The sequence below is a fragment of the Chitinophaga varians genome (assembly GCF_012641275.1).
GTDB lineage: Bacteria > Bacteroidota > Bacteroidia > Chitinophagales > Chitinophagaceae > Chitinophaga > Chitinophaga varians_A.
Genome location: NZ_JABAIA010000002.1, coordinates 1,061,746 through 1,082,784 on the forward strand (window position 1 = coordinate 1,061,746; position 21,039 = coordinate 1,082,784).

Annotated in this window: 15 protein-coding genes; 3 read left to right on the forward strand and 12 right to left on the reverse strand. The window is 51.6% G+C overall.

The genetic code is table 11. From position 1 onward, the window contains the following. Positions 1–2 precede the first annotated feature (2 nt). Entirely contained in the window at positions 3–1,214 is a 1,212-nt protein-coding gene (locus HGH92_RS19015; protein ID WP_168872338.1) for a PepSY-associated TM helix domain-containing protein, read from the forward strand. A 78-nt stretch (positions 1,215–1,292) separates the two neighbouring features. On the opposite strand, the gene HGH92_RS19020 is transcribed toward HGH92_RS19015, so the two are convergent. Further along, a complete protein-coding gene (locus HGH92_RS19020) occupies positions 1,293–2,384 on the reverse strand; it encodes a hypothetical protein (RefSeq protein ID WP_168872339.1) in 1,092 nt (363 codons plus the stop codon). Positions 2,385–2,509: 125 nt separating this feature from the next. Between HGH92_RS19020 and HGH92_RS19025 the strand changes: the two genes are divergently transcribed. Further along, positions 2,510–3,829: a hypothetical protein gene (locus tag HGH92_RS19025; RefSeq protein ID WP_168872340.1), complete on the forward strand. Its 1,320-nt coding sequence runs from the start codon at positions 2,510–2,512 to the stop codon at positions 3,827–3,829. A 32-nt stretch (positions 3,830–3,861) separates the two neighbouring features. Here the strand turns inward: HGH92_RS19025 and HGH92_RS19030 are convergent, their stop codons facing one another. The 7 genes from HGH92_RS19030 to HGH92_RS19060 all read right to left on the reverse strand — a co-directional run bounded on the left by HGH92_RS19030 (position 3,862) and on the right by HGH92_RS19060 (position 14,449). Next, entirely contained in the window at positions 3,862–4,986 is a 1,125-nt protein-coding gene (locus HGH92_RS19030; protein ID WP_168872341.1) for a DUF4855 domain-containing protein, read from the reverse strand. Between the two features lie 28 nt (positions 4,987–5,014). Further along, positions 5,015–5,692, reverse strand: a complete 678-nt coding sequence (locus tag HGH92_RS19035) for a DUF4998 domain-containing protein (RefSeq protein ID WP_168872342.1) — start codon at positions 5,690–5,692, stop codon at positions 5,015–5,017. 18 nt (positions 5,693–5,710) lie between these two features. Beyond that, complete coding sequence (locus HGH92_RS19040; protein WP_168872343.1) at positions 5,711–6,916, reverse strand: DUF5000 domain-containing lipoprotein; 1,206 nt, start codon at positions 6,914–6,916, stop codon at positions 5,711–5,713. A 30-nt stretch (positions 6,917–6,946) separates the two neighbouring features. Further along, the gene (locus tag HGH92_RS19045) at positions 6,947–8,872 is read right to left on the reverse strand and encodes a RagB/SusD family nutrient uptake outer membrane protein (RefSeq protein ID WP_168872344.1); all 1,926 of its coding nucleotides are present in this window, start codon (positions 8,870–8,872) and stop codon (positions 6,947–6,949) included. 17 nt (positions 8,873–8,889) lie between these two features. Then, the gene (locus HGH92_RS19050; protein WP_247654980.1) at positions 8,890–12,285 is read right to left on the reverse strand and encodes a SusC/RagA family TonB-linked outer membrane protein; all 3,396 of its coding nucleotides are present in this window, start codon (positions 12,283–12,285) and stop codon (positions 8,890–8,892) included. A 242-nt stretch (positions 12,286–12,527) separates the two neighbouring features. Next, complete coding sequence (locus tag HGH92_RS19055; protein ID WP_168872345.1) at positions 12,528–13,685, reverse strand: FecR domain-containing protein; 1,158 nt, start codon at positions 13,683–13,685, stop codon at positions 12,528–12,530. A gap of 164 nt (positions 13,686–13,849) precedes the next feature. Further along, the gene (locus tag HGH92_RS19060; protein WP_168872346.1) at positions 13,850–14,449 is read right to left on the reverse strand and encodes an RNA polymerase sigma factor; all 600 of its coding nucleotides are present in this window, start codon (positions 14,447–14,449) and stop codon (positions 13,850–13,852) included. Between the two features lie 316 nt (positions 14,450–14,765). Between HGH92_RS19060 and HGH92_RS19065 the strand changes: the two genes are divergently transcribed. Continuing rightward, positions 14,766–15,926: an SGNH/GDSL hydrolase family protein gene (locus HGH92_RS19065; RefSeq protein WP_168872347.1), complete on the forward strand. Its 1,161-nt coding sequence runs from the start codon at positions 14,766–14,768 to the stop codon at positions 15,924–15,926. A 142-nt stretch (positions 15,927–16,068) separates the two neighbouring features. Here HGH92_RS19065 and HGH92_RS19070 read toward each other — a convergent pair whose 3' ends face one another. The 4 genes from HGH92_RS19070 to HGH92_RS19085 all read right to left on the reverse strand — a co-directional run bounded on the left by HGH92_RS19070 (position 16,069) and on the right by HGH92_RS19085 (position 21,034). Further along, on the reverse strand, positions 16,069–16,881 hold the full coding sequence (locus HGH92_RS19070) for a hypothetical protein (protein WP_168872348.1): 813 nt from the start codon (positions 16,879–16,881) through the stop codon (positions 16,069–16,071). A gap of 103 nt (positions 16,882–16,984) precedes the next feature. Then, complete coding sequence (locus HGH92_RS19075; protein ID WP_168872349.1) at positions 16,985–17,800, reverse strand: hypothetical protein; 816 nt, start codon at positions 17,798–17,800, stop codon at positions 16,985–16,987. 253 nt (positions 17,801–18,053) lie between these two features. After that, the gene (locus tag HGH92_RS19080) at positions 18,054–20,291 is read right to left on the reverse strand and encodes a CocE/NonD family hydrolase (protein ID WP_211092672.1); all 2,238 of its coding nucleotides are present in this window, start codon (positions 20,289–20,291) and stop codon (positions 18,054–18,056) included. A 23-nt stretch (positions 20,292–20,314) separates the two neighbouring features. Beyond that, positions 20,315–21,034, reverse strand: coding sequence for a LytR/AlgR family response regulator transcription factor (locus HGH92_RS19085; RefSeq protein WP_168872350.1), 720 nt, complete (start codon positions 21,032–21,034; stop codon positions 20,315–20,317). Positions 21,035–21,039 lie beyond the last annotated feature (5 nt).

Consider the following 21,039-nt stretch of genomic DNA (forward strand, 5'->3'; position numbering starts at 1 on the left):
TTATGAAAAAGACATTGCAAAAGAAACAGAACAAGTCGTTGTTTTACCGGATCTCTGCCTGGCTGCATCTCTGGCTGGGGCTCATTTCCGGTATTATCATGGTCATTGTGTGCGTGACGGGCTGCATCTGGGTATTTAATGAAGAGATCACCGGATGGCTGGAGCCGGAGACGAAGATCGCAAAGCGGGATGCGCCGGTGATACAGCCATCGCGTATCCTGGAAATAGCCGCGCGGGAATACCCGGGCAAAGCTGCCAGTTACGCCATCTACCGGGAAGGCAGGGTGATAGAAGTCAATGTGGGTGGCCGCCGCAGCGGTTCTACATTGAAGCTTGATCCCTACACGGGTGATATCGTCAGTAAAGTGACCCGTAAAGAGGGCGAAGTGGATTTTTTCCGCTGGATACTGAACGGGCATCGTTTTCTGTGGATGCCATATAAGATAGGCCGGCCTATTGTGAACTACAGCACGTTGGTGTTTGTGATCACACTGGTAACAGGGATGGTGCTGTGGTGGCCCAAAAAATGGACGAAGGCCACGCGGGAACAGAGCTTTAAGATCAAGTGGGGCGCGAGTTTCAAACGGGTCAACTATGACCTGCACAATGTACTGGGTTTTTATGCGCTGCTGCTTTTGTTTGCCATAGGCGTTACCGGTATGGTCTGGGGACTGGAATGGTTCAGCAAAGGACTATACTGGGTAACTGCCGGAGGAAAACCGCTGCCGGAATATACGGAGCTGAAGTCCGACAGTACTCAGGCGGTCAACAGCCACCTCACCTTGCCACAAGCGCTGGATAAAACCTGGTATGAGGTAGCGGCTAAAAACCCCCGTGCCTCAGGCTTTTATATGGGTTTCCCGGATACGGCCAAAGCGGCATCAGTGATCTCGATGATTGTTTACCCCAGCAAGGGCCAGTATTACAATAATATCCGGTACGCATTTGACCGTTATACACTGGCGGAAATAAAAGACAACAGCGTATATGCGCAACGGTATGAAGAAGCCGGCTTCGGGACCAAACTGCGACGTATGAACTATGATATTCACGTAGGCAGCATCATGGGACTGCCAGGCAAGTTCCTGGCTTTCTTTGGCAGCCTTATTGGTGCTACGTTGCCCGTCACCGGTTTCCTGATCTGGTGGGGGCGTAAAAAGAAAAAGCCGCGGCCGGCACCTGCTAAAAAAGCGGCGAAAGCTGCGGTTGCATAGAGAGGTACGTAACAATTATGCTGTGTGAGGCTGGCCTGTAAAAAGGCCAGCCTTCTTTATTGGCGGAAGGAGGGTGTATCAGTATTCCAGTTGTATGCCGTCCAGGTCGTCCATGCGGGCGATGAGGCCCCAGCCGAAGAAATCGTTGGCCACACCGATCACCAGTTCATTATTGCCGGCTTTGAGCGGCAGGTAAAAGGAAGTATTGTCGGGAGTGCAGCGGCCGGCGGGCACTTTCGCGAGCGGTGTGCCATACCTGTTTTTATCGAGGTACACCGGTTGACCGTTAACGTATACCCATACATCATCGCTGAAGCCGAGGCTGATTTTTTTCATGCCCGCAGCCTGGGCCTGGATGGTGGTTTTCAGCCATACGATGCGGCGCGTGTGGCTTTTGCCGAACTGACGGGTAAGGTTGATCAGGCCGCGTCTTTCGGCGGTGATGGTATCCCAGGCGGTTTGTTTGGGGAAGCCGGTAAGGATGTTGAGTTCGTGCGGCAGGCTATCGGGTTTGCTCACCAGCCACTTGCGGAGGTAACGGGGATCATTAAACGTAGGATCGATGCCGGGGACCGGGGAGAGCCCTTCTGTGTCGCCGCGCCTGATCACCAGATTGGCAATGTAGGCCTGTCCGCCGAAAGCGATGGCGCCGCGATCGGTATTGCCTTCGAGGTAAGGAATAGCCAATACAGGTTGATGATTGACATATGCCCGCATTTGTCTTCCGGAAATGACCAGCTTCACATGGTTCCATTTCCCTTTGTCGAAGGGCGCGTTGCCCTGGAACTGATACAGCAGGTCCCACAGATTGACTTCATCGATGAAGGGCGCGTATTGTACGCCTTGCGGCGCGTGGGGCTGTCCGGCAAAGGGAGTGCGGATATAGAAGCATTCTTTTTCCTTTGCATCGGCCCTTCTGAAATACATCGATGAAAAATCATCGCCTAGCGGTTCGATGTCATATTCAATGGTGCCGTCGGTGAAATCGGGGCCTTTCAGCAAGGCATGGCTGTCGGGCGCTGTCAGTTGCATGGCAGGTATGTCCCGGTGGGTCAGAAACCGGACTTTGTCAGGTGCAAATTCCCATCTGTTTTCTTTTAAAGGTACCTGTTGCGCCACTCCCTGCATACTGATAAACAGCAGCACCATGCCGGTGATTTTTCTTGTCATGATCTGTTGATTTTTGGATTTGAAATTCACATGCGGCAAAAGTGAATAATGAGTAACTTAACGGCGATTCAAAGCGCCAACAAGTTGGTGCAAGTGTGTGCAAGTTTGTAAGTAGCTGTTTTTAAATGGAAAACAATACAGATAATTACTATATACGTTTGTGCCTGCAACAGGTGGAAACAAAGTTGAAACGGGGATGTTCCGGCGAATGGACCACGTACGACTTTGATAAACTCAGTGTGGAGATACAGGAAGCGACGGGTGTATCCTTAAGCGTGACTACGCTGAAAAGACTGTGGGGCAAACTTTCCTATCAGCATATGCCGGCCATGACGACGCTGAACACGATCGCACGTTTTGCCGGGTACGAAGACTGGCGGGATTTTAAACAGCAGGCCGATCTTCCTGTGGAGGAAAATGCATCCGCAGAAAATCATCTCCCTAAAGAGGATCTGTCCACAACAGATCATCATTCAATATCCGGTCATCTCCCTCAACAAAATAAAAAGCGCAGGTGGTATGCATGGTGGGTGCTGTTATTGTTGCTGATAGCCGGCGCTGTATGGTGGTGGCGGGGCCGGCAGCCGATGAAAAAGATCAATGCTACCGCCTATCAGTTCAGCAGTAACAAGATGGTCAGTGAAGGTGTGCCCAATTCTGTTGTCTTTAACTATGATGCGGCCGCAGCTGGCGATGACACTGTGTTTATAGCCCAGACATGGGATGTAAGCCGCAAAGTGGCCGTGCCGAAAGACAAACATCAATACTCTGCCATCTATTACATACCGGGTTATTTTAAAGCGAAGCTGATGGTGGGAGAGCAGATCGTAAAGACGCATGATCTGTTGATTACTTCCGGAGGCTGGGTGGCTTTGTGTGAAAAGACATCGCCGGTACCGGTGTATTTCAAAAAAGACGAATTCCAGCGTGACAGCGTATTGTCGGTCGACGTACCGCTGTTACAGCAATATTACCTCTATGACCAGCCGGAACCGGCGCCTGTGCGTTTTGTGAACGTACAGGACATGGGCCCGCTACGAAACGATCATTTTGTATTTGAAACGATGGTCAAAAATCCGAAGAACGATAAAAGCGCTGCATGTCAACTGGTGCAGGTGCTGCTGTTGTGCAAGGACGACGTTATCGTGGTGCCGCTGTGTCCCAAAGGCTGCGTGGGCGACTTGCAGCTGTATGGCCGTGGCAGCAGTGTTTCCAGCAAAGCAGCCGATCTCTCGGGCTTCGGCTGTGACCTCGACAACTGGGTGCCATTGAAAGTGGAAGGAAAAGGCCGGCGACTACGGTTCTGGGTAGACGAAAAACTGGCATATGAAATGGACTGCCCCGGTGCAGCAACAGATATTATAGGGCTGCAATACAGGTTCTTCGGCCCCGGCGCTATTAAAAACACCCGGTTCATACAGGATGACCGGGTGCTTGCACTGTGAGGGCATGACTGAGGGAAGAGACTAATTCACTGTTAATTGCCTGCCGCTTTTTGTCTGACTACAATTGTGTCAGAGAGTCTTTTTACCAGCCCCATTATTTCGGGATCTGTGCTGCCGCACATTTTCAGCCAGGCGCCGCCTCCTTCGTAATAGGCCACAGGCAGGTTCTTCCAGGCGCCGCTCTTACCGAATTCGTTCATATAGTCGGTATACTTCTGGCGATAGCCGGCCTGTGTCATCAGGCGATCGTCAAATTCCATTTCCAGCGCCATTTTATTGGTTTTGGCAAAGTTGATGGCACCGGTGAGGATAGAGTAGGGTGATGACAAATCGAAGAAATAGTTAGGCTGCTGATAGGCGATATCGAAGCCCATGGATTGCCAGTTGGCCGCGCCTGCGGCACCGTAATAAGGTATCCAGTAAAAACGTTGTTGTTTGTTGTGCAGCATATTGGCCACGGTAGGCAGTATTTCCACCGCGCCGGTATTTTGTTCTGCTACCCAGTAGAAGCCTGACAGTTCAATATGTTTGAAATTGGCGGCCTGCCATTTGGCTATGGCTGTTTCCACGAACCAGGTGCAGGCGGCCACTCTGTCGGCGCTGTCTGCGAAATTGAGCGTTTTGCCGTTCAGATCGCCCCAGTTGCTCAGGCTGCGGATAGGTTCAGGCAGTGTTAATACCACCCTTCTTTTTCGTGCAGGCTTCACGTTTAGTTGTGCGAGGCTGTCCAGTTCATCATCGAGGGCGTGCAGCGCTTTCCCGGCTTCGAAGTTGCGGTCCAGCAGCCATTGCCATTCTGTTTTTCCGGCGGGCGTGGGTTCATAACCTTCTGCATACTCATGGCCCATGCCGTCTGTGAATTCGATGAACAGAAAGCCGTCGAACAGCCACTCCACGGCGCCGGTGCTGGTAGTCCGGAAAACGTAAGGTTTAAGCTGGTCTTTTGTCCAGGGCAGCCGGTGGATACCGCCCTGGTATATCAACGCCAGGTCGGAAATATAGAAGACGGGTGCTGGCTGAGGCTTTGGCTTCGCCATGATGGTAGTTTTTTCTTCCCCCGGAGATGCCACCATTTGTACCTTCTGGCAGGAAGTAGTAACAGAAGCCGTAGATACCGCGAAGGCCAGGCTTGTCAACAGTAATGATAGTTTTAACATAATATGCCGGTTTAAAAGTGAATAATGGTTATAGTGGTGTCCGGGTAACGGCGGTAGTATAGAACGTATCTATGCAGAGCGTGTCCGGACGGAACAAGGTGCGGTACGAAAAACTGCTGCCGGGCTTATAATCTTTCAGTGTGGTACTGCCGGCGGTGCGCGGCTCCTTTACCGTGATAGTGGAACCGGCATTGTTGGTATAGGTCACCTCCATACCGGTAACGGTTTCTTCTGCCAGTCCCCAGCTGAGCACAGCATCGCCCTCACTGATGACGGCGTTGGTCAGCGCGCGGTTCAGCAGGCTGTTTTTGTAGATAGTGCCGTAAGAACGTCCTGTGATATAAGCGGGCACTGAGCGGGAGCCGGTATTGTTCCAGGTGTACACTTCAAAACTATAGGAGCCTTCCGGCATGTTGCTGAACAGGTGGTCCATGGAATCTATGCCCTGTGTTCTTTTGACGGGCATGATCACAGAATCTCTTTTGCTGTTGTAGTAAATGGTGATGCCGGTGATCTTGGGATCGGAGATGAGCAGCCAGGTGAGCAGCAGCCGGCCATCGCCGGGCAATACTTTCAGTGAGTCTACGCGGCCGGTGTAGGATATTTCCTGCCGCCCGGCGATATCCAGGTAGGCGTCCATTTTAGAACAGCTGGCGATGATCATCATGCCCCACAACAGGTATAATAAGACGGATTGATTTTTCATGTGGTATACTTTTGATCGTTATTGGGTATCTCCCCAGAAAGTGATTTCGGAAAAACACAGATTGCCATTGCCCATCCAGTTTTCCAGGCATTTGACACGGATGTAACGGAAGGCAGGCATGCCGTCGGGGAAGTTGGCCATATCGCCACGCAGCCATACTTCGGCATCAGCGTCGTTGTATTGTTCGCCCTGCAGCCCGGAAGGTTTTACCTGTTCGTAGTAAAGTATTTTGGTCCAGCTGTCCCAGCTGCCATCGGCGGATGGATTGTTGCTGCCCCACAGTTCATACTTGCGCATGGCTTTATTGATGAAGCGGTAATAATTGTTGAGGCGGAAACGGCTGATGTGCGCTGTTTGCCCGAGATCGATGGTGACATGGATAGGCGTGCCGTCTGTAGTGCCGTTGGTGGAGAGGTTAAGCCAGTTGTTGCCGTTGCCGTCGTAGGGGCTGTCGAACGTGGAGGAATATTTGCCGTCCCAGACGAAGCGGGTGGCGATGTTCCATTCGGTCGTATACACGGGGCCGTCGCCGGGGAATTTGATCTCTCTGAATTTTGACTTGTCGAGCATTTTTTCGAACAGCGGTGTCAGCTCCCGGAACAGGGTATCGGAGGTGTTGCCCCATTTGTCGCGGATAAAAACACCGAAGCGGGCTTTGACGGCCGGCAGGCCACGGAACGTATGATTGCCGTCTTTGGCGGCGGAGAAATACGTGTCCAGCAAGGCAAGCTTTTTATTGACGGAGTCAGGGCCACAGAAACCTATTTCCAGTTCGGAACCGGATGGATTGCTGAACTTCAGGTTCACACCTCCGAAGTCAGCGATCATCGCAAAAGATTTGAATACGTCCGTGAAAGGCGGTTCCAGCGGGTGTATGGTGACAGACACCGGTGAGGAGCGTACCTCGCTTTTGTTGACGGAATACAGTTTCACTTCATAGGGGGAAGTGTCACCCAGGCCTTCTATCTGTAAACTGTTGGTATAATAGGAGGCCTTAAATTGACGGACCAGCCCTTGTTTGGTGGAGACTTCCGCCAGCACATACAGCAGGTTGGTGTTGGAAGGTAATACGTAGGTAAGTTTGGCGCCGCCCGGTGTAGGCGTTTCCGTTATCTTCGTCACATTCTCCGGCGGTGTGGGGTCATCGAGCTTAGGTTTCATTATTTCTTCCTTGCAGGCGGACAGCCAACTGATAGCGAGTATTAAGAAGAGATATCGTTTCATAAGTTGCATGTATTAGTAGAGGATGATGGTTTACCAGCCGGGATTCTGTACCAGGTTGGTATTTACGGTAAGATCGTATTCGCGGAGCGGCCAGAGATAATCCCGTGGCGCTACGAAAGTTTGCTGGAACAGCACGCGGGGGCGATAGTATTCGCTGGCCACCCGTTGGTTCACATCCCATCCCAGTACGGGTTTGTTTTCGTATATGACTGCCTTTTTCCATCTTCTCAGGTCCCAGTTGCGTGATCCTTCAAAGCACAGTTCTATCATACGTTCCTGGTGTATGATGTCGCGGAGGCCTTCTTTGGTAGAGAATTTACCCGGACTGGTGGAGTAGTTCGTCCAGGAGTTGACTACCCCGTCGAGGCCGGCGCGTTTACGGATTTTGTCGAGCCAGGTAATGGCTTCCGTTCCTTTGCCCGTTTCGTTCAGGGCTTCTGCGTAAAGCAGATAGAGGTCTGCAAGGCGCATTTCGGGCCAGGGGTAACTTTCGGTGGTATAGGCGTTATTGGTCTGCGTAAATTTCCAGTTCACCAGTTTCTTGGGCCAGTAGCCGGTTTCAGAGTAGAACTGATCGGACACTTTTCCCTGCGGCTGTCCGAATTTGGCCTTCACGTTCCAGGCGTTTTCATCGGAGGCATTGCTCTGCATGAACCAGCGGCCGCCATCAAAGCCGAGGCAGGCATAGAAGCGGTTTTCGCGGTCGAAGTTGAGCCGTGCGGTAGTGTAGCCTTCCTGTATGTTCAGCCTGTCTGCGTAGGTGCCTGTCCGTAGTTCATAGCGCCGGCCATAGTCCCACGTTTTATCTTCATTGATAGGAACGCCATGGTTACTGTAGAATGTCTCCGCCATCTTGATCGTAGGCGCCATATAGGAGTTCAGGTAGGTCGGATTGGGGAAGGTGGGATCTATGCGGTCCACCATGGAATAGGTTTGCAGCACATTGTCCACGCGGCCGGAGAGCGCCCATACCGTTTCTGTGTTCCATCGTTCGGTGACGCTGCCGCGTATGCTCATTTGTGTGGCCGTAGCCGGGGATATCTTCACAAAAGGATCGGTGAATTCGTACAGCCGGATGCCTGTGCCGGCGCAGGTTTGTATGGCTGCTTCGCAGGCGGCGGCTGCTTTCTCCCATTTAGCGGCGTCATAATCAGGATTAAACAGCAGCTGACCGTCTTTGTCTTTGAAAGCGGAGTAGTCCGGGTTGCCGTTGAACAGCGGGCTGGCAGCCAGTACCAGCAGTTTGGCTTTCAGCATCTGTGCTGCGGGTTTGGTGACACGTCCCAGCTCGGTGCCACGGTTGGTGATATCGGCGGGCAGTTCAGGTATAGCCTCGTCCAGCAGCCGGGTGATGTAGTCCACCACTTTATCAACAGGATCACGTTTTACTTTTACCTGTTCCGGCGTAGCAGAAACGGGCAGGCTTTTATCGGTGATGGGAATAGGTCCGTACATGCGTAACAGATAGAAGTGATAATAAGCTTTGAGGAATTTCACTTCGGCTATCCAGCGTTTCTGCATATCGGGGCTGAGATAGGAAATATGTTTGTAGGATTCACCTTCCATCATGTTTTCCAGGAAGATGTTACAATCGCGGATAGCTTTGAAATACGGCCTGGCGTGATTGTTACCGTTCCAGAAATCCACCCATGGGTTCACGATGTTCTGTTCACCGCGGGCTATCTTCCAGGGCGACTGATAGAAGTAGTTGTTTTCATAATAGGTCCACATATCATCGGCGCCGAAGAACAGGATATTGGAAACGGGCCCTGCATCGGGGAGATAGCCGTAGCAGGTATACAGGTATTTTTCTGCTTCCGTTTTATTGGAGAAGGCGTTTTTGAGCGTTACCACGTTGTCCGGAACGATATCGAGGAACGGTTTTTTACAGGCGGTGGTGAGCATGCCCGCAGTGAGGACTATTCCGTATATGCTGTGTAGAAAGTTTTTCTTCATGTGACAAATATTTAGCGTTAGAATCCGAGGTTCACGCCTACGTTGAACACTCGTTGCACCGGATAGCCGAGACCGTTACCTCCCATTTCCACGTCCCATAGTTTGAAATTGCTGAAGCTGAGCAGGTTGAAGCCATTGGCATAAAGGCGCAGCTGGCTGAGGCCGTAGCGTTTCAGTCCCCGCGGCGGGAGGGTATATCCCAGTTCCACGGTCTTAAGCCGGAGGAAGGCGCCGTTGCGCATCCACCAGGTGGAAGTCTGCAGGTTATTGTTTTGATAGCTGTAGCTGAGGCGTGGCCAGAAGGCATACAGGTCGCGGTTGTTTTCTGACCAGTGGTCGTCGGCGATGACCTGCAGCAGGCCATGCTGGTCCATGGTTGGGGATGAGCCGTAGTGGCCGGTGATAAAGGGCGCCATGGCGCCGGGGTTGATGAAGACGGATGAACGGCCGGAGCCCTGGAAGAACGCGCTGATATCGAACGCGCCGTATCCAAAGGTGAAACCGAAGCCGTAGTTGATTTCTGGTGTAGTGGGATAACCGATGGGCACTCTGTCGAGATCGGTTATCTGGCCGTCGCCGTTGATGTCTTTGTATTTGATATCGCCGGCCATGTACTTGCCGTAGTTCTGCCGGGGAGAGTTCAGCACTTCATGTTCATCGACGAAATAACGTTCGGCCACGAGGCCCCACGTCTGTGCAATAGGATAACCAACGCGGGAGAGGTACTTGTTCTGGTCGGGGTACAGCGGTTCTTCATTGACCAGTATTTTGCTGGTGGCATAAGTGAAGGTGCCCCTTACCTGCAGCCATGTCTTTTTGCCGAAGTTGCGTTTGTATTCCATCGTCATGTCCACGCCGCGGCCTTCAGCGATGCCGACGTTGGCTTGCGGGGTGCCATACAGTCCCATGGTAGTGGGGATATAAGCGCGCGACATCAGGATATTGGTGCGGCGCTCATGAAAAAAATCTGCTTCGAGGTGCAGGTTTTTAAACAGCTCCAGTTCGAAGCCGAGGTTGGTTTTGTAGGCTTTCTCCCAGGTGATGTTTTTGTTTTCATAACGGTTGATACGGACGCCGGGTCTGCCTTCTGTAAAATTCTCACCGAACGTATAGCCGTTACCGCCACCCAGGTCGATATCAGAGAGATAGAAAAAACGATCATCGTTGTTGCCGATCTGGTCATTGCCCACCAGCCCATATGTGGCGCGGAGTTTCAGCCGTGACACGACGGGCAGCAGGCCGGAAAAAAACGCCTCGTTGCTGACGGTCCAGCCGCCGCCGATAGACGGGAAGAAGCCCCAACGGTGGTTTCTGTCGAATCTTTCGGAGCCGTTGTAGCCGAAATTAAATTCCATCATGTAGCGGTCGTCATATGCGTAGGTGAACCTGCCGGATACGCCCTGGTTGCGGCGCGGGAGCGAAGCAATGAGGGAGCCGGCATTGGCGCTCAGCTGGTTGTTGAGGATGGTGATGAGCATACCATTGATAGCGTGCCGGTCGTTGATCACTTTATCATAGTTCACTGCTGCTTCCATGTAAGTGAACGTGGTCACCTGCTTGTCGCCGGGACTGTAGTTCAGGTATTCCGTGCCCTGTGTTTCGTTGAGCAGGGTGAGGCCACGGAGGCCTTCTTCCGGGTCGATGCTAACGCTGTAGTAGAACGGGTTGAATTTCCGGCTCATGTTAAAGAAGGAGTACCGTTTGGTATAGGCCATCATTCTGGCTGACAGCCCTTTGGTGATGAAGTTGAAATTCTGCTTCAGTTCCAGCTGTGCGATCAGCGTGGAAGATGTTTCCTGCTGGAAGCCGGACACCGCGTTGGCGAAGGGGTTGGTATAAAAACTGCCGTCATCGGCTTTCATATTGCCAAAGAGCGGATGTTTTTCATCGGGCGCGAAGCTGGCGGGGAAGTAGGCGGGGAAGCGCACGGGCGTGGCGCTCATGGCCTGCCGGAATATTTCGCCGCCGCCTCCGATAGGCCCGTTGTAGTCGGAGAACCTGCCGGAGGTACGGACCACGGCATCGGTAGTGGGAGTGAGTTTTATATTGATGTTCGAGCGTATTTCGTAGTTACGTGTTTTAACGTTGCTGTTGAAATTATTATCGTTGATGGTGCGCAGCACGCCGTTATCGATGTTGTAGGTGGCGCCGATATAGTATTGCGCTCTTTCCACGCCGCCGTTGAGGTTGAGGTTGTAGCGCTGGTTGTTGGTCGTGTTCTTCACCAGTTCATTGATCCAGTTGTTGTTGGGATAAACGTACGGATCATCACCGGCGGCGGTATGCGCTATCTGGCTTTGTGTATAAGGCCTGGTGGTGAGCGGTTCCCTGGTGATGACAGCTTCATTGGCCAGTTTCATATAGGTGATGTTGTCTGCCAGTTTGAAGTTGCGGGTATTGGAAGAGGTGGAGTTCTCAACGCGTACGTTAAACCTTGTCTTGCCCAGCTGGCCTGACTTGGTGGTAACGAGGATAACGCCGTTGGCTCCCCTGGCGCCGTATAACGAAGAAGCGGTGGCATCTTTCAGGATGGAGAAGCCTGCGATGTCATCCGGCTGGATGCGGGCGAGATCGTTAGGTGTCATTTCCATGCCGTCGATGAGGATGAGCGGATCTACCTTGCCGCTACCGAAGGAGGTGATGCCACGGATGAAGAACTCGGCGTTGTCGCGGCCGGGTTCTCCGCTGCGCTGGAAGGATATCACACCTGCCAGCCTGCCGGCCATCATGGTCGTGAGGTTGCTGGTGGGACCTTTCAGTTCTTTAGGGTTGATGGTGGTGACAGCGCCTACCATGCTGGTTTTTTTCTGGGTGCCGTAGGCCACTACGGCCACTTCATTCAGTTTGCTGTCTACCGGGTCCAGGACAGTGGTGATGATGCCGCTGCGGGCCACCGGTATTTCTTTTTTGTCAAAGCCGATGTACGTGAAGACGAGGACGTCTTTCGTGGGCATGCGCATGGTGAAATTGCCGCCTGCGTCTGTCTGTACGCCTTTTTTGGGGTCTGACTTCAGGGTAACGGACACGCCGGGCAGTGACATGCCGCTGCTGTCGGTAACTTTTCCGCGGATAACGATAGTCGAGTCTGCCACTGCCGGGTTACGTACAGGCGTGGGCGTTTCCTTTTCGCGGATGATAATGGTGGAGCCTACCACCGACCAGCTGAGGGGCAGCTCTTTCATGGAGGCTTTCAGGGCCTCTTCCAGGGTGGCGTTGGTCACGGTGACGTCTATCCCGTGTGTGCGTTGCAGCATTTGGCGGTCGCCGATAAAACTGCATCCGGTTTGTTTGCGGATAGACTTCAGCACTTCCAGCAGGGAGGCGTTTTTCTGGTGAAGTGTCACCTGCTGGCCGAAGGCGCCGGCGGTGGCCTGTAAGGTAGCTGCGATCATCAGGACGAGCGTCAGTTTCATAAACAGCAGAATTGTGGGGGGCAAGCCGGTGGCCTGCATACCCCGTTTGACCTTTTGTTTAAAAAGCATAAATTTGGTACGCTTGGTTTAATGTGTTAAGAATTCATTCAGTCCACTGATGAAGGATTAAGACCGGGCAATACTTCCCCGGACGCGTTGCGACCGCGTCTGGGTTTTTCTTCGGTTATCCTGTTCTGATGGAATTACATGTTGTTAATTTTGGTTGATACGATATGCTGTTTTTACGGTGATACGATAATCTTTCTGTTAACCGACCTGAAATGTATGTTTCCTGTGAGCTCCAGTATTTTCAGTACTTCGCTCAGGTTTTCATTCCGTGAAATATCTCCTATAAATGCCTGGTTACTGATGTTGCCTTCATATTCCACCTGTATGTCGTACCAGCGTTCCAGTTGCGGCATGATGTCGCGGATGTTGCCGTTGAAAATGAAGCGTCCGTCTTTCCAGGCCATTTCCTGTTCGGTATCTACGGTACGGAGGGTGAAGGCGTCGCTGCCTTTAGGCAGTACGGACTGCTGACCGGGTGACAGTTGCAGGGTGTTATTACCGGCGGTGACGGCCACTTTGCCTGTTGCGAGGGTGGTGCGTACCTGGTTTTCTTCCGAGTAGGCGCTGACTGTGAAATGGGTGCCCAGCACGTTGACCTGCATGGCGCCTGCTTTTACGATAAAGGGTTTGTTCACCTGTGGCGCCACTTCAAAATATGCTTCACCGCTGATTTCCACCGTACGGGCGTTACCGTTAAACGCTACCGGAAAGCGGACCGAAGAAGCTGCGTTTAGCCATACCCGTGTGCCATCCTGTAGCAGCAGCCGGTATTGCCCGCCACGCGGGGTGGAAAGGGTATTAAATACGGTGTTGGCAGTTTGTTGCTGCGGATCGTACTGCAATAGCCCGGCAGCTATTTTCAACACGTGGCTGGGCTTTATGGCCCCTGGCGCGCCGGCGCTGTCCAGCTCAATGGTGGTGCCATCTGCCAGTTGCAGGGTAGCGCGGCTGCTGCCGGCGGGGATAATGGTTGCCGCAGCCATCAGGGACTGTTTGCGGAAAGCAGTCTGGTGCCACAGCGCATAGCCGGTGGCGGCCAGCAGAAGGGCCACGCCTGCAGCGAGCGTACGTTTTCTTTTCCACCATGGCAAAAGAACGATCCGGGCCGGTTGCTGGAGGTCCAGTTCACGCAACATGCGTTCCAGCAGTTCCCGGTTGGCAGGTAGCCATACAGGATGCTGTTCCAGCAACAGGGTATATTCATCCAGCAGGCTTTGTACTTCCTGTAGTGGTTGTTCGTATATCCATTGCTCAAAGTCCGCATGTTCTTCAGGAGTGGCGGTCCCGGCAGCGTATCTTTTTACGAAGAGGCCTGCTTCTTCATTGTTCATAAAGCGACATTTTGGTTGCACAGCTGTTAATAAGACACGCGTCTCCCAAAATAAGACAGGTCAGTTAGAAAAAAAATTTTTTAATTCTTAGCGAGATACCTAAATCGTATTTAAAGTATGCCCACAAGATAAGTAGGTGGGGTGGACGGATTTTAAGCCGATGGTCAGCAACAATTGTCGAAGAGTGTCAGGAAAATCAGCAGGGAAGCGGTGATATCGCCGTGTTTCTGCAAATAGTCGCGGATAAAGTCTGAAGCGGCATAGAGGTGTTGTTTCACCGCGGAAGAAGAGATATGCAGCTGGTCGGCAATTTCGTGCGTATTGAGTCCGCCTTCATGGCTCAGGCGAAATACCTCCTGCCGGCGTTTAGGCAGTTTGTTGATAGCGTCTTTGGCCAGCTCATAATATTGTTTGTATTGCAGCAGCTCGCCGGCATCGGCGTTTTCGGCGGCATCTTCAGTGGCCATCAGTTTCTGTACCCGCATCTTCACCTTGGCGCTGCGGAAATAATTGAGCACCTGGTTGCGGGTGACACGGAAGAGGAAACTGCGCATGGAACGGACTTCTCCCAGGGTCTCCCGTTTCATCCAGATACGGGTAAAAACATTCTGAAGGATATCCTCCGCATCTTCACGGGAACGGATAAAAAGATAAATGTAACGATATAACTCGCCGGCATGCTGTTCATACAGCAGTACAAAAGACGCCCTGTCGCCCTGGCACAGGCCGGTCATCATTGCAGCATCATCAGGCAGGTTGTTCATATCAGGTCCATGAAATTACATCATCGCTGTTGGCAGCATTAGCAGCTTTAAGATAGCTAAATCAAATTAATATTCAAATTCAGAAAAATGCCGGAATTCCCAGGGCTAAAGCCCTGGGCTACAATAAGTGGTTTGCCTGGTTTGCAGCGTACTAAAGTAACGGGAAGCGCTTTCAGCGTGAGAAGCAGCCACCTATACGTGGTTTGCAGTGTATGAAAAATCAATCACAATGCATTACATCAGAACATCCACAAAATGTAGCCCAGGGCTTTAGCCCTGGGATTGATTGATTATCTTGGCGGCAGAATGTTCCGTTATGAAAAAAATATTTCTGCTATTGTTATCATTAGTGGCCCTGCTTCCTGCGTGGGCACAGTTAAAAAGTGAAGCTTTTATTGTCCGCTATGGCAACCTGGATAATGCCTGGTACCGGATCAGTGCCCGTAAGCAGGCTACAGTGGCTTTTCTGGGCGGTTCCATTACCAATATGGAAGGCTGGCGCGGCAGGGTAGGGGATTATCTTGTCCGCACTTATCCGGCCACGGCCTTCACCTTGCTGAATGCCGGTATCCCTTCGCTGGGCAGTCTGCCGCATGCTTTCCGGTTACAGCAGGACGTGCTGGACAAAGGCCAGGTGGACCTGCTCTTTGTGGAAGCAGCGGTGAATGACAAGGTGAATGGTACGCCGGCAACGGTGCAGCGCCGGGCGCTGGAAGGTATTATCCGCCATGCGCTCACGGCTAATCCGCGTATGAATATTGTACTGATGGCTTTCGTGGATGAAGATAAAATGACGGACTACCGCGCAGGGAAAATACCGGCAGAAGTGGCGCTGCATGAGGAGATGGCCCGACATTACCAACTGCCGTTTGTCAATTTGGCGAAAGAAGTCACCGCCCGTATTGATGCAGGCGAATTCTCCTGGAAAGATGATTTTAAAGACCTGCATCCGTCGCCATTTGGACAGGAGATTTATTTCAATACCATCCGGCAGTTGCTGGACAGCGCGTTCAACAGGCCGGTGCCGGAGAAGTCCGTGGCCGCGAAAATGCCGCGGGCGACGGAGCCGTTCAACTATGCCGGCGGCCACTACGTGGACGTACATATGGCCAATCATCTGCAGGGTTTTGTGGTGGATGAATCCTGGAAACCCTCAGACAAGGTGCATACCCGCCCTGGATTTGTACAAGTGCCTATGTTGGTGTCCGGTACTGCGGAGGCCTCTCTGGAGCTGCCTTTCACCGGCCGTGCGGTGGGCGTGGCGCTGTTGTCAGGCCCCGATGCGGGTATTATCCGGTATAGTATTGACGGCCAGGCGGAGCAACAGCTGGACACCCGCACACAATGGAGCCGCAGCCTTTATCTGCCATGGTACCTGGTGCTGGGCGACGGGCTGACTACGGGGACGCATACACTAAAAATAACGACTACGCCAGGCAGTGTCTGCCGTATTGTTCATTTTCTGGTTAACCGGTGAAAATTTATATTATTATTCCTTCGGGCACACCCCGCTGGCTAATGGGACAAAACACTGCATACCGCGGAAAAAGAGAAATTCAAAGGATATAAAAAACCGCCTTTGGTATGAAGACGGTTTTTTATTTTAATAACGGTAACGGCTATTGGTAATATTCGAAAACGGTTACTTCCGTACCAGGGACCCTTACAAACTGGTAGGTAGCAGTGCTCTTGGTGACTTTATTCTGAGCATTGTATTCATATATGTAGGAATTGGTAAGGACAGGCTGTCCCGCTTCCGTCCTTGTTGCTGTTAGAATATTGTTGGCATTCATCGCCTCGGGCACAAGCCTGTCACTTATAGTACCAAACCCGAGTGGCGCTTGCCAGTTAGGTTTGCTGTCGAACGTGTAGGTGTCTGTGTAAGTTGCATAGACAGATTCAACCCCGTTGTGAAGGCTGTATTTTTTGTAAATCACCTGTGTAACATTGTTGCCCGTCCAAACCAGGGAGTCTGTCTCTCCCAGCTGCCAGGCGCCGGGAAGACCCCGGTAGGTGAATACTTTCTCGATTTTTCCATTGGCATTGTAACGTGCCGAATCGTAGGCGGGGTATTTCAAATGGACGATCTTCTGAAGTCTGTTGTTAGCATACACCAGCTGGAGGTTCAGCGCACTGGGGCTGAATATTTTTGATTCATCATAGTCGCTCTGCCAGACTTCCGACAGTACGCCATTGGCATATCTCATTGTGTCAATACCTCCACCTACGTCTCTGCCGTCTACCCATCCGTAAGTTACTTTGGATACAGTCTGGTCATTGTTGTATTCAATGCGGCTGGTGTCTGTTTCGCTGTAGAAGCCTTTCAGCAGCCCGGAAGATGTGGTGAGACCGGCTTGCAGGGGAGTGTTTGTTTTGGAGCAGGCGGTAAACAGCAGTACAACTCCTGCTAATGCTAATAATTGTTTTTTCATGGGTTGTTAATTTATCTGGATGTTAATTTATCAAGTGGTTTTTCATACTGCACCAAAAAGCCGTAGACTGATGCTACGGCTCTTTTGTTGATGGTGATCTTAATTATTTATAGTATTCAAAAACTGATACCTCTGTACCGGCACGTTGGTCAAACACATAGGTAGCTGTTCTTTTGATGACTTTGTTTTTCTCGTATTCGTAGGCATACGTATTGGTACGGTCTGCCTGTCCTTCCTGCGTTCTTGTATGTGTCAGGATGTTGTTGGCGTTGAGCGCTTCGGGGGCAAAACCGCCTTCCATGCCGGCTGCTCCGATAGGCCCCTGCCAGTTTGGTTTGTCGTTAAACGTGTAGGTGTCCGTATAGGTAGAGCTAAGCACCTCAACTCCATCCTGCAAATAGAAGCTCTCGTGTATTACCTTGGTAATGTTGTTACCTGTCCACACGATGGAGTCTGTGCTGTTTTTATAGATATTGGGTTTCATGCCACCGATACTGAATACTTTCTCAATTTTTCCGCTGGCATTATAACGTGCGGAATCATAGTACAGGTAGTCGTTGGTTTTGGCCGGATTGATGATCTTTTGGATCTTGTTGTCAACATATACAAATTGGGCAACCAGTTCGTTCGGTCCAAATACTTTTGATTCCGCGTAAGTGGTTTCCCAGATTTCAGATACTCTGTTGTTAGCGTATTTCACGGTGGTGATACCGCCGCCAACATCTGTGCCATCGATCCATCCGTAGGATATTTTGGATACGGTTTTGTCGTTGTTGTATTCAATGCGGCTGGTGTCTGTTACGCTGTACATGCCTTTCAGCAGGCCGGTGAGTGGGTTTTCAGCAGGTGCATCATCTTTTTTGGAACAGGCTGCAAACAATACGGCGATGCCCGCCAGTGCGAGTAATTGTTTTTTCATAGGTTGTTATGTATGTGATTTGATAATTGAATAGTTCGCTTATTGATAATAGTCAAAAACGGTAACCTCCATGCCCGTGGCCTGGTAACTGTTTTTCATAGGTTGTTATGTGTGATGTATTATTCCTCGTTTTTTATGGTTTACAAACTGGGTCTGTTACTGTCGGATGCTAAAATATATTTTATATTGATTATATCAAACTGTTTGTAAATAAAAATTTTACAATAAATATATTCTTGTCAAGTGATCTTTTCTAGTGTGAGATACCGATTTTAATATAGCTGTCATTTCTCCACCGCAGCTTCACCGGCGCACCGGCATCGCTAACCGTTTCTTCGCTGACATCTTTCCCTGTGCCATAATTGATTTGTTCAAACGGATTTTGGTTGATATTGATCACCACTACCAGCCGGCTGCCTTTTGATAGTCGTTTGCTGATCATACGGGTATTCCTAAACGAAATATCATTGATGCTGTCTGGTGTCAGTAGCTGACGCTTTTCCAGGCTGACGGCATAGCTGGCCCGCCCAAGGAAATAGGAAAGCTGAAAGTACCGCCCGTCGGATGTTTGCTCATATAGGTTGATACCAAGGTCTATATCTTTTTTATTAGGAATGACCTGCAGCCGGCCCAGGAAAGACCCGTTGATACAAATATCAGCCGGCAATGGTTCACTTATAAACACAAGGCCATTGGCCGTATTGATGCTGTTGTTGACAAGGCTGGGGAGAATGTAGTTGCCTGTAAACGGACCGCTCCTGCCGGAAAGGTCTGCCTGCTGTGAAATGAATGCTGTATCAGCTGGTGGTCGTTGTGACAACTGTTGAGGCGCCAGGTAAAACGTCAGTGTGTCATTGTTCATCTGCTGCAGGGAGGCCGCATGTTTCCACTGATTGGTGCCCATTACCTGGTAATTGATACGGTCCTTCAGCAGCGCAGGTTTGGGGCAGCCCTTGAGGATGTGGTCAAACCACTGGTAAATCAGCTGATGGATACTGATGCGTGCCACACTATCTAACGTATAGCCGTTAAGGTAAGGTGACGGCACATGCTGACAGCCCAGGTGATCAAACGGGCCGATAACGAGGTAGTGCTCGGCGTTGGGGCGGTACCGCAGGTGCTCACGGAAGTAATACATGGCGCCGATTTGCGCGCCATCGAAGTAACCGGTAGTACTCAGTATGGGAATGTTGATCCGGAAGAAGTCTTCCTTATAAGCTGTCATGTTTTGCCAGTACACATCATAAGCCGGATGTTTCAGCCAGCGACGGAAGATGGGATTGGGCGTGCCGTCCACGCTGTCCAGCGTTTGATAGGCCGCGCCGCTGTGATACCAGTTGAACTGCATATTGCGCCAGCGGTTCCGGTCGTTGTATGTTACATTGTCCAGGAATTTGTTATTGGTCACATAAGGTATCCACGGATATACGAAACTCATGAATACATTGTTTTCTTTTGGCACGTCATAACCTGGCACCACGGCGGCGGAAGGCACAATCGTTTTCAGCGCAGGCGGCACGCCGTCCTTGACGGCCGCCCATTGCGTGAAGCCTACGTAACTGCCGCCGTACATACCGATGCTGCCATTGCACCAGGGCTGCCTGCTGATCCAGTCGATCACGTCGCGGGCGTCATGGCCGTCATGCTCGTAAGGCTCCGTTGCTTCCGGACTAAGGCGTTTTCCCCTGGTATTGGCCACTACGCCCACATAACCTTTGTCGGCTGCTTCTTTGGCTATGGTGAGATTAGCCACTTCGGTGTAGATAGTGAAGAAAAAAATAACGGGCAACGGTCCCTGCTGACGCCTGGGCCTCACTACTATCGCAGACACACGGGCGCCATCGCGTGTATTTATCAGCTGGCTGTCGCGGATGAGGTAGTGGTCACGGTTCATCTGCCGTAACAGCGGCGCGGCCATAGCGGCAATACGAGGCATCAGTTGCCACGCAGTATACCGCCGGCACAGCTGTATGGCGTCTGGCAGGGAAATACTGTCCTGTGCGGCCAGCTGGGCCAGCTGCCGCTGCAGGTCGGCGGCCAGGAAGGCGCTGTCGGCGGTATACCAGTTATCAATGTCATACCTGCTGTTGGCGTGCAGCCGTGACAGTGATATCCGGAACGATTCCCGGAAGGCATCATCCGTGGACTGTCTGCGCTGCATGGCATGCGCATAGGTTTCGTATTGAATAAACCGCACGGCTGCTTTTTCGGGATCACTTTGCGCATAGGCATCGCGGTACTGCTGAATGGTGGCGAGGGCTGCGGCATATTGCCGCGTGGTCAGCTGCACCATCAGCAACTGCTGCAGGTAAGTCCATGTATCTTGCCCGGGATGGAGCTGTGGCAGCAACTTTGCTGCCAGGACGGGCATTTCGCGGGCGAGCATTTCCGGATGGGTGGCAGCTTCGCGCGGAAATGCAAAGGACTGTGCAATGATGTTCCCGTACAGGCATAACAATGCCGGCAGGAGAATAAGTCTCTTGAAAATCATCTTACAAAGTATTAAAGGGAGGATTACATTTTATTCCACTGTTTGAAACGGACGGTCTGCCGGCCGGACACGATGACGGATATGTCTCCGCGGATAATCAGCTGCAGCCGGCCTCCATCGACAGGCGTAATATCGGTGATATAACGGGCATGCACCAACTGGTTCCTGTTGGCCCGGAAAAAACAGGCCGGATCAAGCCGCTCTTCCAGCTGGTTCAGCGAGGTTTTGATCAACGCCTGCCTGTCGGCTGACCAGATACGGGCGTAATTGTTCACCGACTCTATCAGGAAGATATCGTTTTGCCGCAGGAAAAAACATTGATCGCCATCTTTGATGAATAATTGTTTGTCGGGTACCGTGCTGCCGGACAATGCGGCCCGTTCCCGCACTTTGGTGCGGTGTTTTTCCATGGCTTGTGCAAACCGTTCTGTACGGAAAGGTTTCAACAGGTAGTCCAGCGCATTGCTGTCGAAAGCCTGAACGGCGTAAGTGTCATAGGCTGTTGTAAAAATAACGTCAGGCACATTCGTGAGTTGGGCCAACAGCTCGAAGCCATTGGCGCCAGGCATTTGTATGTCAAGAAACAACAGGCCGGGCTGTACATCCCTGGCGAGCGCCAGGGCTTCGGGCACGTGGCGGGCTTCCCCCGCCACTTCATAATCGGTGTATGGCAGCAACGCCCGTTTGATTTCTTCCCGGGCGGCGCGCTCATCGTCTATGATCACTACCTGTATCTTTTGCATGCTGT

Coding starts and splice junctions, on each gene's coding strand:
- HGH92_RS19040 (WP_168872343.1), bottom strand. CDS start 6,916: ATGAAACGATATCTCTTCTTAATACTCGCTATCAGTTGGCTGTCCGCC.
- HGH92_RS19035 (WP_168872342.1), bottom strand. CDS start 5,692: ATGAAAAATCAATCCGTCTTATTATACCTGTTGTGGGGCATGATGATC.
- HGH92_RS19045 (WP_168872344.1), bottom strand. CDS start 8,872: ATGAAGAAAAACTTTCTACACAGCATATACGGAATAGTCCTCACTGCG.
- HGH92_RS19085 (WP_168872350.1), bottom strand. CDS start 21,034: ATGCAAAAGATACAGGTAGTGATCATAGACGATGAGCGCGCCGCCCGG.
- HGH92_RS19075 (WP_168872349.1), bottom strand. CDS start 17,800: ATGAAAAAACAATTACTCGCACTGGCGGGCATCGCCGTATTGTTTGCA.
- HGH92_RS19060 (WP_168872346.1), bottom strand. CDS start 14,449: ATGAACAACCTGCCTGATGATGCTGCAATGATGACCGGCCTGTGCCAG.
- HGH92_RS19055 (WP_168872345.1), bottom strand. CDS start 13,685: ATGAACAATGAAGAAGCAGGCCTCTTCGTAAAAAGATACGCTGCCGGG.
- HGH92_RS19065 (WP_168872347.1), top strand. CDS start 14,766: ATGAAAAAAATATTTCTGCTATTGTTATCATTAGTGGCCCTGCTTCCT.
- HGH92_RS19080 (WP_211092672.1), bottom strand. CDS start 20,291: ATGATTTTCAAGAGACTTATTCTCCTGCCGGCATTGTTATGCCTGTAC.
- HGH92_RS19030 (WP_168872341.1), bottom strand. CDS start 4,986: ATGTTAAAACTATCATTACTGTTGACAAGCCTGGCCTTCGCGGTATCT.
- HGH92_RS19050 (WP_247654980.1), bottom strand. CDS start 12,285: ATGAAACTGACGCTCGTCCTGATGATCGCAGCTACCTTACAGGCCACC.
- HGH92_RS19025 (WP_168872340.1), top strand. CDS start 2,510: ATGGAAAACAATACAGATAATTACTATATACGTTTGTGCCTGCAACAG.
- HGH92_RS19020 (WP_168872339.1), bottom strand. CDS start 2,384: ATGACAAGAAAAATCACCGGCATGGTGCTGCTGTTTATCAGTATGCAG.
- HGH92_RS19070 (WP_168872348.1), bottom strand. CDS start 16,881: ATGAAAAAACAATTATTAGCATTAGCAGGAGTTGTACTGCTGTTTACC.
- HGH92_RS19015 (WP_168872338.1), top strand. CDS start 3: ATGAAAAAGACATTGCAAAAGAAACAGAACAAGTCGTTGTTTTACCGG.